Below are 16,705 nucleotides of genomic sequence, written 5' to 3'. Positions count from 1 at the left end.
TCACCACCGGCCCAGCAGCTGGATCGGCGTCGGGTCCCAACCGTTACAAGGATTGTTGACCTGCGGACAATTGCTGATCAGCACGAACAGGTCGCGGCTCGCGGTGATCTCGACGTACTTGCCCGGGGCGGACAGGCCGTCCTCGAACGTGAGGCCGCCGCTCGACGTCACCGGCACGTTCATGAAGAAGTTGACGTTGTGGGTGAGCTGCCGCTGGCCGATGCCCGCCCGCGCTCCGTAGCGCAGGAACGTCTGGCGGCAGGCATGCTGATGCCGCGTGGACTCGCCGTACCGGATGACGTTGCTCTCCTGCGAGCAGGCGCCGCCGACGGTGTCGTGCCGGCCGCAGGTGTCGTCGGTGATCACCGCGAGTTCGTCGAGCCTGGTCGACATCAGGCGTGATCCGGTGGTCAGGAACACGGCCCGCTGCTCGCGGATCGTGTCGAACGCGGAGTACCGGTTGTCGATGTCATGGGCGTCGTAGAACAACGTGTCCACGGCCTGGTTGCCGTGAAGGTCGACAATCTGCAATCGACCGCCTGATGGCACTGTCACGAGGGCGCCGTCGCCGGCGTCGACCACGGTGTCCAGCGCGACGGCCGTTGAGGTCGAAGCGGTCGTTTTGGTGACGGTCACGCGATCAGCTCCCGGGTCAGGCGCAGCGCGCGGATCGCTTCCTCGCGGAGTTCGGGATCCGGTGCGGGATCTCCGGTGTGACCTCCTGTGTGATCTTCGGAGTGATCAGGTGTTTCGAGCCGTACGGCGACGCTCGCGGCGCGGCCGTCGGACAGCGCATGGGGGGCGGTCGAGACGAAGATGAGGAGGTCCTGGTCGGCCCGGAGCGTGACTGTGTCACCTGCGTGGCCGTGGTCGGGTACGTACGTCAGGGAGGCGCGTGGGTCGTCTGCGACGGAGACCTTGCTGAAGAAGTTGATGCAGGCGTGCAGGTCCGCCTCGCCGAATCCGTGTTTGGTGAGTTCGAGGAGGAGGAGTTGGTCGGGGAGAGCTCCGGTCAGGCAGTCGTGCCAGTCAAGGCTGGAGGCGGTGACGGTTGCCAGCGCCAGGCCGCGATCCGACATCAGGACCATGCCTGGCTTGATGCGGGCCGACATCTGCGATTTCAACGTGTCCGGGATGTTGAGCCGATCGAGACGGTCGGCGCCGATGATCAGCATCGTCGCGTTCGCACCGTCGGCCAGAGCGGTCAGCGTTACGGTGCGCCCCGCCCGCACCGGCGCCGACCACGCGGCGGCGCCCGGAAGCTCGTGCTCATGATCGAGAGTCATGCGCTGGCCCCTTCTGCTTCGACGGCCGGTGCGGTGGTGGGCACGGGTACGCCGATCGAGGCGTAGTAGGCGGTGCGCTGGGTCCGGTAGGCGAGGAGACCGCCGACGGCGACCACCCCGAGGGTGATCAGCGGGAGGTACTGCAGATACCAGCCGTCACCGGCCGGGTCGTACACCTCGGCGCGTGGCCAGCCGAGGTTGATCGCCATCGCGAGGCCGTAGGCGACCGCAACAATGTTGACAATCAGACCAAACCGTCCGAGTGAGAACAGCGGCCGTCCGTTCTCGTCCACTCCGCCGGGCAGTCCGCTGCCGGTCAAACGACGTACCAGCAGAGGCGTCGTGACCATCAGATAGGCGACGTACAGCAGCATGATGCAGACGCTGGCAAGACCCAGGAACAGCCCCGCGTTCCCAACGTTCACCACGAGGCAGACACCGGCAAGAACACCGGGCACCACGGTCGCAGCGACCGGCGTGCCGGTCCGCGTGGACACCTTGCGCAGCTGCCGCGATCCCGGCAGCACGTTGTCGCGTGCCATCGAGAAGATCATCCGGGCCGCCGCGGTCTGGATCGCCAGCGTGCACACGCAGACCGCGAGCGCGACGTCGAGGAGCAGCAGCTTGCCGGCCGTCGTACCGAGCCGGCTCGTCAGCACGTAGGGGAGGCCCTGGGTGGCGAGATCTCCGTCGGTCAGTGACGGCGCGGCCATCAGTGCCGCGACGATCAGGAAGGCGCCGCCGATTCCCGAGGCGGTGACCGCCCGGATGATCGTCCGTGGCGTCGTCGCGCGCGGCTTGTGCGTCTCCTCCGACAACTCGCCCGCGCTGTCGAACCCGACCAGCACGTACGCCGCCATCAACGCCGAGATCAGCAGCGGTACGACGTACCCGGTGCTGCTGTCGAGATTCGTCGTGTGCAGTACGACCGACGGACCGCGCTCGGCTCTGGTTGTCAACAAAACAACGATCAACAGGACGCCGACCAGTTCGCAGGTCACGCCGACCGAGTTCACGACCGCGGTGATGCGGACGCTGGTGGCGTTGAGCGCAGTGGTGGCAACGAGCAGCAGGCAGCCGAGAAGTATGGCGTTCGCGGCGCCGTCCTTCGACGCGAGAGCGGGATCGCTGCCGACCAGCTGGAAACCGGGCCAGACCGCGGGCAGCACGACCTGCAGCGCGATCGCCGCCGTGGCCAGCGTGATGATCTGCGCGATCACCATGGTCCAGCCCGCGAACCACCCGACGACAGCACCGCCGAGACGACGGGCCCACTGGTAGATCGCTCCGGACAAGGGGTACCGGGCGGCGAGCTCGGCGAAGCACAACGCCACCATCAGCTGACCGGTGAGAACGACCGGCCAGGTCCAGAAGAACGTCGTACCGCCGAAGCCGAAGCCCAGACCGAACAGCTGGAACACAGTGGTGAGGATGGAGACGAACGAGAAACCGGCCGCGAACGACGCGTAGCTGCCGACGCGGCGCGAGAGCTGCTGCGCGTAGCCGAAGTGGCCGAGATCGCGTGCGCCGAGCTGATCGCTGCTGAGAGTTTCCGTGGGTGCTGTGCTGGATCCTGGCATTCGGGCCTCCGCTGCATCGGGCCCAGGAACGCGCACGGCAGCCCGGGGCCATCAAGGCCTCCCGGGCTTTTGTCCCGCCGTGGAGCGGTGCGGTCACGATTGCCTCAACGACAGTGACTGCACCGCCTCCCCTCTCGGACCAGTCCTGCCGTCAGATCGACCAGCAGCGGAACCCTAGGGGCGCCCCGCCGTCCCGGCGGGTCTGTTCCAGTTCAGGACGAGCCGGTTTCGGCAGCCGTCCTGGTGTGTAACAGCGAAGTAAACGAATCCTCTCACCAGTTCCGCCTCAGAGCCCGTGGCGGAAACCTTCGCGCCATGACGCATAGCCGGGCTGCCAGTCGAAGGTCTTCTTGGCGAGGGTGTTGTCGGCGCCGCGGATCTCGGTGAAGGCGGCCACACCGACGTCGCCGGCGGCGAGGCGGCCGAGCCAGGTCGGGACGCGTCGCGGCGCTTTCGCACCGAGGATCCTGGCGAACTCGGGCAGCCAGACCGCCGCCTGCGCCGGGTCGTCGTCCGCGACCTGGAACACGCCGGTGACGTCGCTCTCGATCGCCTTCACCGTCGCCGCGGCCGCGTCGTCGTAGTGGATGAAGGACCAGACCCCGGTGCCGTCGCCGATCAGCGGGAGCCGGCGCTTCTGGATCATCTCGACCATCGACCCGCCCTTGCCGATGTCGCCGGTCGGGCCGTAGAAGTTCGCGTACCGCAACGCGACGCCCTCGATCCCTTCGGTGTTCAGGGCTGCCGACTCGAGGTGCTTGATCCCGGCCATCGTCTGCCGCTGGGCGGGCACCGGGTTCGGGTCGAGCGGGTCTGCCTCGGTCTTCGCGGCGGATCCGCCGTGCTCGAGGTTCCAGCCGGCGTACGACTGGACGACGAACCGTCGTACGCCGGCCGCCTGGGACGCCGCGAGCAGATTGTCGGTGCCTTCGGTGCGCAGCCGGTTCGTCATCGCGAAGCTGTCGTCGAAGTGCTTGAAGTCGATGCCGCCCTTGAGCGCCGTCATCTGGTGTACGACGACCTCCGGGCGGACCGACTCCACCGCGGCGCGTACCGCGGCGGCATCCAGGCCGTCCGCGAGTACGGCGTCCGCACCGAACGACCGCACCTCGGCCGCACCGGACTCGGACCGGGTCATCCCGGTCACCTCGTGTCCGGCCGCGAGCAGCTGCGGTACCAGTGACCGGCCCAGTCCGCCGGTCGCGCCTGCCACCAAAACCTTCATGTCGTCCTCCGTCGTCCGTGATTACGACCCGGAGGACACGCGCCGGTCCCGGCTTTGTGACGTGACGTGAATCACTTCTCCGAAGTCAGCCTGAACTCGGTCGGTCCGAAGGAGACGTTGAGCTGACCGTCGACGGTCATCGTGTCGCCGTCGACCTGGCAGCTGATCGTTGCGGCGAACGGGGACTCGACCCACCGGAAGGCCGCGACGAATGCGTTGCCGTCACCGTACGCACTGGTCACCAGACGCTCGCCGATCTCGGGGCTCGCGTCGTCGACCGTGCCGTGGGCAGTCTGCTCGCGCCACCCGCCCGGCGCGCAGACGACCTCGTGCTGACTCCCGTTGCTGAAGTCACGGAAGCTGAACGTGCCGGTGCCGTCGGGGTCGAGCCGTACGGCGGTCAGGCCGGTCGGGTTGTCCGCCGCGAAGCGGTACGTCTGCCCGTTGCCCGGCGCGGGTGCGGGACCGCTCGGCGGCGCAAGCTCGAGCCGCTCCGGGCGTTGCGTCGCGGGGACCTCCTTGCCCTCAAGGGCCGGCAGCAGGTAGTCCCAGGCGGTGTTGAGGATCGCCTGCATGTCGCTGGTCGCGCTCGTGGTGATGAGCACCGCGTCGTACTCCGGGAAGACCAGGATGAACTGCCCGAACGCGCCGTCGCCGCGGTACGTGTTGTGGCGGCCGCGCCAGAACTGGAAGCCGTAGCCCTGTTTCCAGTCCGGGTTCTCCTCGTTGTCGTTGGGGACCTGCTTCGAGGTGGCCGCCTCGAACCACTCGGCCGGGACGAGTGGCTTGCCGTTCCACTCGCCGTGCTGGAGCAAGAGCTGCCCGAAGCACGCCAGGGACTCGGTGTTGAGGCTCAGGCCCCAGCCGCCGACGACGATGCCTTCCTTCGACACCTGCCAGGTCGCCTCGGTGGCGCCGAGCGGCTCGAACAGCCGAGGTCGCAGGTAGTCGAGCAGGTTCGCACCGGTGAGCCGCTGCAGGATCGCCGACAGCATGTACGTCGCGCCGCTGTTGTACACGAACACGGTGCCCGGCTCGTGCTGCACCTCGAGTCCGAGGAAGATCTTGACCATCCGGCGATCCCGGCTGAGCGCCTCGACGGTGTCCTTCGAGTGCCCGGTCGTCATCGTGAGCAGGTGCCGGACCTTCATCGCGGCCAGGTTGTCGCTGACCGTCTCGGGCAGGTCGTCCGCGTCGAAGAACGAGATCACCTGGTCGTCCAGCGACAACAGCCCGGCGTCGATCGCCAGTCCGATGCCGGTCGACGTGAAACTCTTCGACACCGAGAACAGCAGGTGCCGGTCCTCCAGCCGGTACGGCGCCCACGCCTCCTCCAGCACCACGTGTCCGTGCCGCACCAGCATCACGGTCTGGATCTCCGGCTGCCCGGCGTCCAGCGCTGCGACGAAACTGCCGAGTGCGGCGGTGGACAGCCCCTGGGCTTCTGGCGTACTCCGTGGAAGTCTGCTCATTCTCAGCACGTTATCTCTTCGAACGGACAAAGATCAGGTGAGTTCTGCCAGGCGGGCAGCCGTCATCGTGAACCCGGTGAAGGTCGACGGCGACGACTTCCGGCGTACCGTCGAGAAGGCGCTGGCCGAGCGGGGGTTCGAGGATCCGCTCTGGCTCGAGACGACCGAGGACGACGCCGGCGTGACGATGGCCCGGCGCGCGATCGACGACGTGGTCGATCTGGTGCTGGTGGCCGGTGGCGACGGGACCGTGCGGGTGGTGTGCGCCGAGCTCGCCCGGACGGGGATCCCGGTGGGGGTGCTGCCGGCCGGGACCGGGAACCTGCTCGCCCGCAACCTCGGGATCTCGCTCGAGCTCGAGACAGCGCTGGCCGAGGTGCTCGACGGCTCGGACCGGCGGATCGACAGCGTGCTGGTCGAAGGAGATCAGCTGTCGACCGACCGCTTCGTGGTGATGGCGGGCCTCGGGCTGGATGCCGCGATCATCGCGGATGCCCCCGACGACCTGAAGAAGCGGGCCGGCTGGGCAGCCTATGTGGTGTCGATGCTGAAGAACCTGAACCATCCGTCCGTCCAGGTCGAGATCACCGTCGACGACCAGCCCCCGGTACGCCGCCGCGCGCGCACCGTGGTGATCGGCAACGTCGGCACACTGCAGGCGAACATCCCGCTGCTGCCGGACGCGATCCCCGACGACGGGCGGATCGACGCGGTGCTCCTCGCCCCGCGCCGGGTCAGTCATTGGCCGCGGCTCGTGCTCGGCGTCGTGATCAAGTCCTGGCGGGAGGAACACCTGCAGCGCTTCACCGGCTGTCGCATCCAGGTCCGGGCGGAGCGCACGGTACGGCGCCAGCTCGATGGCGACACCGTTTCCGGCGGCACGTCGCTTACCGCTGAGGTCGACGCGTCAGCCCTGGTCGTCCGGGTGCCCTGACGGCTGGAGGTGGGTCAGCTTCTCGGGGTTCACGATGCCATGGATCGCGGTGATCCGGCCTTCGGCGATGGTGAACGACCAGACCGCGACGGTGCGGTTCGACCGGTCGTGGATCCGCAGCGCGGGCTGTCCGCCGACATGCACCGCCTCGGTGGACAGTTGACGGAACTTGCCGAAGACGCCGATGAGCATCCGGGCCACGTTGCCGGCGCCGTGCACCGGGCGGGGGAAGCCGCCCTTGCCGCCACCGTCGCCGGTGAAGGTCGCGTCCGGGGTGAGTACGGCGACGAGCGCCTCCAGCTCACCGTCCTCGGCGGCCGCGACGAACCGTCGTACCAGCTCGTCGCGTTCGCGGGGGGACGGGTCGAAGCGTGGTCGATTGTCGGCAATCCGACGGCGGGCGCGGACGGCGAGCTGGCGGCAGTTGGCCGGCGTCTTGCCGAGGATGCCGGCGAGGTCGTCGTACGAGTAGCCGAACACGTCACCCAGCAGGAAGACGGCGCGCTGGTCGGGGGTGAGCCGTTCGAGGACGACGAGGAACGCGGTGGACAGCGAGTCCGAGAGCGCGGCGCGGTCCGCGAGATCGACGTACTCGTCGACGGCCGGCTCCGGCAGCCACGGTCCGAAGTACTCTTCCCGCTGCCGCCGCGCCGAGCGCAGTTGGTCGATCGCCAGGCGGGTCGTCACCGTGGTCAGGAACGCCTTCGGTGAAGTGACCTCCGGCTCCCGGTGCAACCGCAGGTACGCCTCTTGTACGACGTCCTCCGCGTCCCCGAACGTGCCCAGCATCCGGTACGCGATCGACAGCAGCAGCGGCCTGAGTTCCTCCATCACACCCATCACAGACGATCGGGGACGCCTTCCAGTGACAGTGTCACAGCACTGATCTGTCGATCGTCTGCAATCGACATGAATACGATCACTTGGATCTTCAGCGGCGTGCTGGCGGTTGTCTTCACGATCTCCGGCGTGCTGAAGGCCGTCATGTCCCGCGCTCGCCTCATCGCCACCGGTCAGACCGGGATCGCCCCGTTCCCGATGCCGCTGGTCCGCTTCGTGGCTGTCTGCGAGCTCCTGGCGGTGGCCGGCCTGTTCGCGCCGTGGCTGACCGACACAGCCCGCATCCTCACCCCGCTCGCGGCCGTGGGCCTGTGCGTCGTCATGATCGGCGCGGCCACCTCCCACTCCTCGCTGCGCGAGCCCGGCTCGACAGCCGCCAACACCATCCTTCTGGCGCTGGCGGCTTTCGTAGCGGCAGCTCGGTTCGCCGGTCTCTAGTGCTGGACCAGTACGGCGACAGTTCGCGGCGGGACTGTTGCGGTGCCCGTGGCCGAGGACCACGTGGTCTGCTTGACCACTGCGTCGGTGCCGTTGGCTTGGACGGGGGACAAGCTCAGGTTGGCGCCGGTCAGACCGGGCACCTGCTGGGTGACGGTGGAGCTGGTGGAGTTGAAGACGACCACGAGGCCCTTCAGCGCCGGGTCGACGTCCGGGCCGACGGTGTCGTCGACGCGCATCGTGATGACGCCCGGCGTCGTACCGCTCAGGGGAAAGCTCAGTTTCTGATTGATGAGAGCGGCCGACCCGAGGCGGAACAGGGGAGTGGAGAAGCGCAGCTTCAGCAGATCGGCGGCCGCTGCGGACGCCGACGCCACATCGGTCGCCGAGGGCTTCAGGGCCGGGTTGGCGAGGAGAGGCTTCATGTACTGCCACTTGGCCTCGTTGTCGGTCTTCGGCGGCAGGCCGTGACCGAAGCCGTTGTCGGCACCGGTCCAGTCGAGCGTGTTGAACCAGTCACCCGAGTCGTACGAGTTGCGGTCGAGTGACTTGCTCCGCAGCAGGTCCGCGCCCGCATGCCAGAACGACGGCGTCTGCGCCAGCGCGGTCGTTGCCAGCGACAACGTGTTCATCCGGATCCGGTCCGGCATCGGCAGGTTCGCCGGCAGCTTGTACGTCAGTGTGTCCCACAACGTTTCGTTGTCATGGGCATCGACGTACGTGATCACCTCGTCCGGCTGGTCGGCGTACCCGGCCGGCGAGCCGTTGTAGTCGACCTGATCACCACGGACGTCTGCACCCGACGATGCCGACTTGAACGTGAACGTGCGAAGGTTGCCGGCCAGCCCGAGCTGGACCAGGTCGGTGTCGTGGGCGAGCCGCTTGGCGCGCTCGTCCGGCGTACCGTTCACGGGGTCGCCGTTCGGGTCGCTCGCCTCGCCGGAGCCGAAGCCCTGGATCCGCGGATTGTCGTCGAACGGCCCGCCGCCGCGGACCCCGTCCCGCAGTCGGTCGGAGAACGTCCCGATCCCCGTCCCGCCGAGATTTCCCTGCCTGGCCTGGACGAACAGCGCGTCGTCCGCGACCTCGCCGAAGTTCCAGCCCTCGCCGTACAGGTAGATCGACTTGCCGTCGACGCCGTCCTTGGCGAGCGTCAGCTTGTCGAGCGCGGCGCGGACCTTCAGCATGTTCGCCTTGGTGTGATGGCCCATCAGGTCGTATCTGAAGCCGTCCACGTGGTAGTTGCGCGCCCAGCTCACCGTGCCGTCGACCATGATCTTCTCGGCCATCGCATGCTCGGTCGCGATGTTGCTGCAGCAGGTCGAGTTCTCGACCTTCCCGGTCGCGTTGAGCCGCTGGTAGTACCCGGGCACGATCTGATCGAGCACCGACGTCGGTGCCTGGCCTGCGGCGGGGGTGTGGTTGAAGACCTGGTCGAGGACGACGCGCAGCCCGGACTTGTGCAGTCCGCCGACCATCGTGCGGAACTCCGCGACGCGTGCCAGGCCATCCCGTTCGGTCGCGTACGACCCCTCCGGCGCGAGCCAGTGGAACGGGTCGTAGCCCCAGTTGAACCCGTCCTTCGCAGCCACCGCCGTCACGCACGCCTGCTGCTGCTCGGAGTCGGCCGGCAATGACTTGAGATCGCACGCGGGCGTCTGCTGGCCGGTCTCCGGGATTGATGCAATGTCGAATGTCGGCAATAGGTGCACAGTGTTGAGGCCGGCGGCCTTGAGCGTCCGCAGGTGCTTGGTCCCGTTGCCTTCGTCGGCAAAGGCCAGGTAGGTACCGCGGTGCGCGGCCGGCACCGTGTTGTCGTTGATCGAGAAGTCCCGTACGTGCAGCTCGTAGATGGTCGAGTCGACGCCCCGCGCCAGCTTCGGCGAGGGAGTGGTCGACCAGAGCGCCGGTTTACCCGCCGGGTCATTCAGGTCGGCGGCCACGGAGTACGCCGAGTTGGTGGTCAAGGCAACCGAGTACGGGTCCGTGACGACGTTCGTCTCGACCTTGCCGGTGCTGGGTGCGAACACCTTCACCTGATAGCGGTACGACGCGTTCTTCCACGACCGTGGTCCGCTGACCGACCAGGAACCGTCGCCGTTTGTACGCATGGGGATTGTCGACGATCCGATCATCAACCGCACGTCCTGGGCGGTCGGCGCCCAGAGGGTGAAGGTCGGCTTGCCGGCCTGCCACGTCACGCCGTACGAGCGCCCGGTCGCGTTCCCGTAGACGTCGTCGAGCACGCCCGGGATCTGTACACCGGTCGCGTCGAGCAGACGCCCTGCGTCGTCGTACTGCGCCAGACCGAGCTGACCGGTGAGGATCTTGCGAACGTCCGCGCTGCCGAGTCGCAGCGTCGTGTAGCCCGGTTTCACCTCAGCGGGGTCGTAGCGCAGCGCGGCCGACGATCCGCCGATGTCGTTCGCGTCGATCTTCAGCGAACCGGTGTCCGACCAGTGCAGCCGCCACCGGTACCGCTCCGCGTGATCGACCGCCGGCACGGCGAGGGTGTCGCGGTTGATCCAGTACGCCTTCGCCTGGCTCAGGTCCGGCTGTGCACCGGGCTTGGCCGTCGTCACCGTGAGCTGGTGGGTCGCGAGCACGTACGAGAACGTGACGACCAGCCCGTCCGACGGCACCGCCACCGGAACGTTCTGTGCCGGGTAGCTCTCGTCCCAGGACAGGTTGTGCGCCACCTTCGCCTCATAGTTGCCCGCCTTCAGTTCGCTGGTGGACCAGGTGTAGGTCCCGTCGCCGTCCTCGTCGGTCAACCAGGGTCGCATGCAGGAGGGATCCCAGTCGGTCGGACAGCCCAGTGCGGTCTGGAACGTCCCGGGCACCGTGATGATCGGCCCCTGCGCGCTGGACGTGGCGTAGTGCCGTCCGTGCTCGTAGTAGAAGGTGACCGGCGTGGTCGGTGCCGTGTACGAGATGTTGGCGCCGTTGGCGACACCACCCGCTCCGTAGTTCTCGTCCCAGGTCTTGTTGATCGCCGCCTTGTACGCGTGCTCACCGGGCGGGAGCGTGTACGTGCCCTTCCAGACCTTGTCCTTCGCGTCCAGCTTCAGCTGAGCCTGCTCGCAGTCCGGAGACCAGTCCGCGGGACAACCCATCTCACTGTTGTGGTCGCCCGGGACAGACACGTTGGCCGGCTGTACGACAGGACCTGTCCCGCCACCGCCACCACCTGGCGCAGCAGCATCACCAACCACGCCATACGAGCCGGACACCGAGTAGTTGCCCGAGGCATCCCGCAGTACGGCGCGGTACTCGAGGAGCGTGCCCTTGGCCAGTCCGGACACGTCGTGGAAGACGCGGTACGGCGCGTTGTCGTCGGCACCGAGTCGCTTCCACGCCGTCGTACCCACAGGCCGGTAGCCGAACGTCACTGTCACCGGTGTGTTCGCCGGGACCGCAGCAGCGATCTCAGCACGCCCACCGACTGTGGCACCGGCTTCTGGCGAGCTCATGTACACGCTGGGCGCCTGAGCACGAGCTGGGACCTTGGTCTGGGCCTGGTACACCGTCACCGACAGAGGAGCCTGGCTGACGGCCACCCTGCCCTCACGGTCGGTCTTCACCGACTTGGAGCCGCCGTAGACCGGCTTGAGCCAGGTGTTCGGGCCGTACGTCGCCACCGTCGCAGCGGCCGCTGTCGTCGAGTTATTCGCGACGACCAGGTACTCGACGTTGTCGCTGCCCAGCCGGCTGAACGCGTACAGACCGTTCAGGTTGGACGAGTACCGGTGCACCTGTCGCCCGTCGGACAGGGCCGGGTACGTGGCGCGCAGCTTCGCCAGGTCCGCGATGTGCTTGTACATCGGCGAGTTGACGTCGTACCTGTCCTTCTTGCCGATCGTCGTCGTACCTGTGCCGTCGACGACCTCGTCATCCGCGTAGTCGTCGGTCTGGGTCGCGAACATGTCCTGCCGCGCGTCCTTGTCACCACCGGGACCTGTGAAGCCTTGCTCGTCGCCGTAGTAGATGACCGGCTGCCCGCGGGTCAGGTACATCAGCGAGTGCGCCAGCTTGTCCCGCGCGAGCAGGTCCTGACCAGCCGCACCACTCTGCTTCAGGAACGTACCGACGCGTCCCATGTCGTGGTTGCCGAGGAACGTCGGCAGCTCGTACGCGTTCGAGTCCGTGTCGGTGTAGTAGTCGTCGTCCGCGTAGAAGTCCTGCAGCTTGGTACTCGGGTCGCCCTTCGCGTACGCGACCGCGCTCTGCTGGAACCCGAAGTCGAGCGTCGCCTGCAGGGCGCCCTTGGTCGTGTACGTCGACATGAACTGCGGGTTCGCGTCGAAGACCTCGCCGAACATGAAGAAGTTCTTCGACCCAGCCCCACGAGCAGCCGCCAGGATCGCGGGCGAGAACTTCTGCCAGAACTCGAGGTTCACGTGCTTCACGGTGTCGATCCGGAACCCGTCGATCCCGAGCTCGGCCCACGTCTTGTAGACGTCGATCATCCCGTCGCGGACCTTCGGCTGCTCGGTGAACAGGTCGTCCAGCCCGACGAAGTCGCCGTACTCCGCGCTCTCGCCGGCGAACGTCGAGTCGCCGCGGTTGTGGTACAGCGTCGGGTCGTTCAGCCAGGCCGGCACCTTGACGGTCTCGTCGGCCGTGTTCCGGAAGACCGGGATGTTGGGGAAGGAGATGTTCTTGTCCAGCGCCGGGAAGGTGTCGGTGCCGGCATAGTCCTTGTCGTCGAACACGTTGCCCTGGGCATCTTTGTACGGCGACGTGGACTTCGGGATGTAGCCGTACTGGCCGGACTGGTAGTCGATCACGTCCGCGGTGTGGTTGGTGATGATGTCGAAGAAGACCTTCATGCCCTTGCGGTGCGCGAGGTCGATCAGCCGCTGCATGTCGGCGTTCGTGCCCAGATGCGGATCGATCTGGGTGAAGTCGGTGATCCAGTACCCGTGGTACCCGGCGCTGACGTTCGCGCCGGAGCCCTGCACCGGCCGGTTCTTGAACGACGGGGTCAGCCAGATCGACGTCGTACCCAGAGACTTGATGTAGTCGAGCTCCTGGATCACTCCGGCCAGGTCACCGCCGTGGTAGAAGCCCTTGTCCTTCGGGTCCAGCCCGGTCGTCAGGCGGTCACCGGTGAGTCCGCCGGCGTCGTTCGCCTTGTTGCCGTTCGCGAACCGGTCCGCCATCAGGAAGTAGAACCGCTCCTTGGTGAGGTCCGGGCGCAGGCTCGGTGTCGCGAGGGCCTTGTCCGCGGCCGTCACCGTCGACCCGGCGAGATCCACCGGCTTCACCGTCACAACGTGACTGGTGTCGTTGTAACTGAACTGCAGTTCCGCCGGCCCCTCGATCCGCAGCGGGATGTTCGCGCCGTTCAGCACACCCCCGGCGCCGTAGTTCTCGTCCCAGCTCTTGTTGACCGTGACCTTGAACTCGTACGACCCCGCCGGCACATCGAACACCTTCGTGTACGGCGCGCTCGCCCCCAGACTGGACGCGTCGCAGCCCGGATCCCAGTCGGTCGCGCACCCGAGCTCGTCCTGCAACGAGCCCGCGACGGTGATCACCCGCTCCGCCGTCACCTGGGCCGGAGCCGGTGCCGCCGTACCCAACCCCAGTACGACCACAGCGGCCGCGGTGAAACCTGCTGTCAAACGCCTGAACCCGCGCATCACGTGCCCCTCCCCGCCGACTCACCCTGCCGGGGACGGTAGCCGCCGCCTTTTACCGTGAGGAGGGCTCAAATGTCACGGTAAGGTCACGAGGTCCGGCAGTGTGGTCTCGATCGGAGTGCGCAGCACAGTCGTGGCCTGCTCGTCGTACGGCGTCGGCTGTGCGTTCAGGATGATCAGAGGCTTTCCGGCGTTCAGTGCGAGGTCGCAGAGACCAGCCGCCGGGTAGACCTGCAGCGACGTGCCAATGGCCAGGAACAGGTCGGCTGACTCGGTGGCTGCGACAGCTCGGTCCAGCACGGCCCGGTCGAGGGACTGGCCGAACGAGACGGTCGCGGACTTCAGGATGCCGCCGCACACCTCACAGGCCGGGTCCTCGTCGCCTGACTCGAGTCGGGGGAGTACGTCGGTCATGGGGACCTGGCGCTCGCACTGGAGGCAATCGACGTACCGGACCGTGCCGTGCAGCTCGTGGACCAGCTCTGGTGACGAGCCGGCCTTCTGGTGCAGCCCGTCGACGTTCTGTGTGATCAGACCGGTCAGACGGCCCTGCCGCTCCAGCTCGACCAGAGCGAGATGACCCGGGTTCGGCTCGGCTGTCCACGCCGGAACGGCCAGCCGGTGCTTCCAGGTCGCCACTCGCACCTCGCGACTGGCGACGTACTCGTCGATGTCGAACATCGCCTCCGCGGCCGGGTTCTTCGTCCACACGCCCTGCGGGCCCCGGAAGTCGGGGATGCCCGACGCAGTCGAGATCCCGGCTCCGGTCAGTACGGCGATGCGTTCGGCCTCGATCACACCTCAAACGGTATGTCAGCTCACCCGTCGTACGACGTACTGGTCTTCCCCGGCCGACACCAGCTCCTGGGAGCGCATCCGGCACCACGCCGGGATGTCGGTCGCCGCGGCCGGGTCGTCGGCCAGCACTGTCACCGTGTCGCCTACGGCAACTGTCGGTAGCGTCTTGGCCAGTTTGATCACCGGGAGTGGGCAGAGCAGACCACGGCAGTCCAGGTCGACATTCACATGCCCACCTCCGCCCGGATCCGCTGCACCAGTCCTGGAAGCACCGCACAGAACCGCTGCACCTCGTCATGGGTCGTGTCGCGCCCTAGAGACACACGGACGTTGCCGTGAGTCAGGACGCCCATCGCTGCGAGTACGTGCGAGGGCCGGAGCGTGCTCGACGTACAGGCGGAACCACTGGAGACAGCGAACCCCTCAGCGTCCAGTGCGGTCACCAGCGCCTCACCGTCCACATAGAGACAGGAGAACGTCAGGATGTGCGGCAGACGGTCGTCCGGGTCACCTACTACCTCGACATCGGGGATGTCCGCGGCCACACGGCGCCGTACCTCGTCGATCCAGGCCCTGTGCCGCTTGTCGAGCTCCTCCGCCTCAGCCAGTCGCGCCTGCAGCGCAGCGGCCGCGGCCAGCGCGTTGGGGACGTTCGGGAATCCGGGGGAGAGGCCGTCCTCCCGCTCGTCCATCGGCCACGCCGGTGCGATGCGCGTGCCCTTCTTCACAGCCAGTAGCCCGATACCCGCCGGGCCGCCCCACTTGTGCGCGCTTGCCGCGAGCACCGACCAGCCCGTGGGTACGACGTCGTGCCCGACCGACGCGGACGCGTCAACGAACAGCGGTACGTCGCCTGCCGCCGCAGCCGCCGCTTCGATCGGCTGACGCGTCCCCACCTCATGGTTCGCCGACTGCAGCGCGGCCACAGCCACACCAGGTCGCCGTACGGCGTCTGTGAAGGCATCCAGCTCGACCCGCCCCAGCCGGTCCACGCCCACCTCGGCAGCCGCCTCCCCAGCCGTGCGCAGTACGGCGGAATGCTCGACCGCACTGTGCACGATCGTTGCCCCGACCCGGCTGCGCGCGGCCCGTACCGCGGTCAGGCCGCTCTGGATCGCCGCCGTACCGGAGGTAGTCAGGTACAGCTCGTCCGGCCGCACGCCGACCGCCTCCGCGAGGACCGCGCGGGCGTTGTCCACCAGCAGCCTGGCGGTCCGGCCCTCATGGTGCAGACGCACCGGATCCGCCCATCCGGAATCCACTGCCGACAGCAACATCTCCCGCGCCGCGGGGTGCATCGGCTCGGCCGACGCGGCGTCCAAGTACGTACGCTCGCTCACACGGGAAACGCTAGAGCATGTCGACCCCTCCGACGCCGTCGCGAGGAGGTGCTCGGTGGAGTGGCTCGGCGTGCTGGAGTGAAGGTCTCGATGCGGAGCATCGTGGCCTTTGCTCCAGTGCGGCGAGACGCCCACCGAGTGCCCCGCAGCAGGCGTCGGAGGGGTCGACATGCTCTTGGCCCTACCTATGCGCGGAGACGCGAATGGTGTCCAGTAGTGTTTGGTCGTCAGTCTCACTTGGGAAGGGAAAGGCGCCCCGTGGGTTCGAACGGCACGCCCGGAGTGGAGGAGCGACCGGCAGGTTCTGCCGGCGCCACACGACCGGCGAAGCGTCGCCTGCTGGTCGGCAGTGCAGTGGTGCTCGGCACCCTGCTGCTGACCGGTTGCTCGACGGCGACCACTGAGCAGTGGAAACGACTCGGTCTGCCCGAGGGCGCATCGGACCGGACCGAGGCCATCCGCAGCCTCTGGATCGGGGCGTGGATCGCCGCCCTGATCATCGGCGTGATGGTCTGGGGCCTGATCCTGTGGGTCGTGGTGCGGTACCGCAAGCGCAACGACGACGCACCCCGGCAAGTGCGGTACAACCTGCCGCTCGAGGTGCTCTACACCCTGGCCCCGTTCGCGATCATCGGTGTGCTGTTCTTCTACACCGTCGAGCACGGCAACCAGGTCACGAAGATGGACGCCAATCCGCAGCACACCGTGAACGTGGTGGGCCAGCAGTGGCAGTGGACCTTCAACTACAAGGACACCGTCGACGGGCAGCAGGGCGTCTGGGAGACCGGCACGCTGGACAAGCCGGCGACCCTGTGGCTCCCGGTGAACGAGTCGGTCCACTTCGACCTGACCTCGCCGGACGTCATCCACTCGTTCTGGGTGCCGTCGTTCTACTTCAAGCTCGACGTGATCCCGGGCAAGACGAACAAGTTCGAGCTGACCCCGACCAAGACCGGCACCTTCGCCGGCAAGTGTGCTGAGCTCTGCGGGCTCTACCACAGCCGGATGGTCTTCACCGTCAAGGTGGTCTCCCGCGACGAGTACGACGCACACCTGAAGGAACTGGCCGCCAAGGGCCAGACCGGAGCCGCAACCGGCGGCGCCGACGCCACCACCATTCCCGGTACAGGGGGCGAGAAGTGAC

13 protein-coding genes and 1 riboswitch are annotated in these 16,705 nt (G+C 67.5%); of the genes, 3 read left to right on the top strand and 10 right to left on the bottom strand.

Features of this window, described 5'->3' with window-relative positions; all coding sequences use genetic code 11:
• From EV137_RS07315 to EV137_RS07295, 5 genes are all read right to left on the bottom strand, one after another.
• Positions 1 to 636, bottom strand: a complete 636-nt coding sequence (locus EV137_RS07315) for an urea amidolyase associated protein UAAP2 (RefSeq protein WP_134127341.1) — start codon at positions 634 to 636, stop codon at positions 1 to 3.
• A complete protein-coding gene (locus EV137_RS07310; protein ID WP_134127339.1) occupies positions 633 to 1,286 on the bottom strand; it encodes a DUF1989 domain-containing protein in 654 nt (217 codons plus the stop codon). The genes EV137_RS07315 and EV137_RS07310 overlap by 4 nt, the downstream gene beginning before the upstream one ends.
• Positions 1,283 to 2,866, bottom strand: coding sequence for an amino acid permease (locus EV137_RS07305; protein WP_134127337.1), 1,584 nt, complete (start codon positions 2,864 to 2,866; stop codon positions 1,283 to 1,285). Before EV137_RS07305 ends, EV137_RS07310 begins: the two co-directional genes overlap by 4 nt.
• A gap of 56 nt (positions 2,867 to 2,922) precedes the next feature.
• Positions 2,923 to 3,055, bottom strand: a riboswitch (guanidine-I (ykkC/yxkD leader).
• A gap of 97 nt (positions 3,056 to 3,152) precedes the next feature.
• Complete coding sequence (locus EV137_RS07300) at positions 3,153 to 4,091, bottom strand: NAD-dependent epimerase/dehydratase family protein (RefSeq protein WP_134127335.1); 939 nt, start codon at positions 4,089 to 4,091, stop codon at positions 3,153 to 3,155.
• A gap of 71 nt (positions 4,092 to 4,162) precedes the next feature.
• Positions 4,163 to 5,563, bottom strand: a complete 1,401-nt coding sequence (locus EV137_RS07295; RefSeq protein ID WP_238175146.1) for a serine hydrolase domain-containing protein — start codon at positions 5,561 to 5,563, stop codon at positions 4,163 to 4,165.
• 37 nt (positions 5,564 to 5,600) lie between these two features.
• Between EV137_RS07295 and EV137_RS07290 the strand changes: the two genes are divergently transcribed.
• Positions 5,601 to 6,497, top strand: coding sequence for a diacylglycerol/lipid kinase family protein (locus tag EV137_RS07290; RefSeq protein ID WP_238175145.1), 897 nt, complete (start codon positions 5,601 to 5,603; stop codon positions 6,495 to 6,497).
• On the opposite strand, the gene sigJ is transcribed toward EV137_RS07290, so the two are convergent.
• Positions 6,471 to 7,328 carry an RNA polymerase sigma factor SigJ gene (gene sigJ, locus EV137_RS07285; protein WP_202870832.1) on the bottom strand — a complete coding sequence of 286 codons (858 nt, stop codon included), beginning with the start codon at positions 7,326 to 7,328 and terminating at the stop codon, positions 6,471 to 6,473. The genes EV137_RS07290 and sigJ overlap by 27 nt on opposite strands.
• Positions 7,329 to 7,406: 78 nt before the next feature.
• Here sigJ and EV137_RS07280 point away from each other — a divergent pair, with 78 nt between their 5' ends.
• On the top strand, positions 7,407 to 7,775 hold the full coding sequence (locus tag EV137_RS07280; RefSeq protein ID WP_133999004.1) for a DoxX family protein: 369 nt from the start codon (positions 7,407 to 7,409) through the stop codon (positions 7,773 to 7,775).
• Here the strand turns inward: EV137_RS07280 and pulA are convergent.
• From pulA to EV137_RS07260, 4 genes are all read right to left on the bottom strand, one after another.
• The gene (gene pulA, locus EV137_RS07275; RefSeq protein WP_134127329.1) at positions 7,772 to 13,423 is read right to left on the bottom strand and encodes a pullulanase-type alpha-1,6-glucosidase; all 5,652 of its coding nucleotides are present in this window, start codon (positions 13,421 to 13,423) and stop codon (positions 7,772 to 7,774) included. The genes EV137_RS07280 and pulA overlap by 4 nt on opposite strands.
• Before the next feature lie 75 nt (positions 13,424 to 13,498).
• Positions 13,499 to 14,221 (bottom strand): SIR2 family NAD-dependent protein deacylase, encoded by a 723-nt coding sequence (locus EV137_RS07270; protein ID WP_133998998.1) that lies wholly within the window; start codon positions 14,219 to 14,221, stop codon positions 13,499 to 13,501.
• 15 nt (positions 14,222 to 14,236) lie between these two features.
• Positions 14,237 to 14,449 (bottom strand): sulfurtransferase TusA family protein, encoded by a 213-nt coding sequence (locus EV137_RS07265; protein WP_133998995.1) that lies wholly within the window; start codon positions 14,447 to 14,449, stop codon positions 14,237 to 14,239.
• Positions 14,446 to 15,561 carry a cysteine desulfurase family protein gene (locus tag EV137_RS07260; RefSeq protein ID WP_202870831.1) on the bottom strand — a complete coding sequence of 372 codons (1,116 nt, stop codon included), beginning with the start codon at positions 15,559 to 15,561 and terminating at the stop codon, positions 14,446 to 14,448. Before EV137_RS07260 ends, EV137_RS07265 begins: the two co-directional genes overlap by 4 nt.
• A 258-nt stretch (positions 15,562 to 15,819) precedes the next feature.
• On the opposite strand from EV137_RS07260, the gene ctaC reads away from it, so the two are divergent.
• Positions 15,820 to 16,704 carry an aa3-type cytochrome oxidase subunit II gene (gene ctaC, locus EV137_RS07255; RefSeq protein WP_133998992.1) on the top strand — a complete coding sequence of 295 codons (885 nt, stop codon included), beginning with the start codon at positions 15,820 to 15,822 and terminating at the stop codon, positions 16,702 to 16,704.
• Position 16,705 lies beyond the last annotated feature (1 nt).

It is taken from the genome of Kribbella pratensis, from assembly GCF_004366075.1.
Taxonomy (GTDB): domain Bacteria; phylum Actinomycetota; class Actinomycetes; order Propionibacteriales; family Kribbellaceae; genus Kribbella; species Kribbella pratensis.
This window is presented reverse-complemented; position numbering and strand designations above follow the sequence as displayed.

Bases quoted from the DNA above. Each gene is read 5' to 3' on its own strand.
- EV137_RS07280 (WP_133999004.1), top strand. From the start codon at position 7,407: ATGAATACGATCACTTGGATCTTCAGCGGCGTGCTGGCGGTTGTCTTC.
- EV137_RS07295 (WP_238175146.1), bottom strand. From the start codon at position 5,563: ATGAGCAGACTTCCACGGAGTACGCCAGAAGCCCAGGGGCTGTCCACC.
- EV137_RS07305 (WP_134127337.1), bottom strand. From the start codon at position 2,866: ATGCCAGGATCCAGCACAGCACCCACGGAAACTCTCAGCAGCGATCAG.
- EV137_RS07310 (WP_134127339.1), bottom strand. From the start codon at position 1,286: ATGACTCTCGATCATGAGCACGAGCTTCCGGGCGCCGCCGCGTGGTCG.
- sigJ (WP_202870832.1), bottom strand. From the start codon at position 7,328: ATGGAGGAACTCAGGCCGCTGCTGCTGTCGATCGCGTACCGGATGCTG.
- EV137_RS07300 (WP_134127335.1), bottom strand. From the start codon at position 4,091: ATGAAGGTTTTGGTGGCAGGCGCGACCGGCGGACTGGGCCGGTCACTG.
- pulA (WP_134127329.1), bottom strand. From the start codon at position 13,423: ATGCGCGGGTTCAGGCGTTTGACAGCAGGTTTCACCGCGGCCGCTGTG.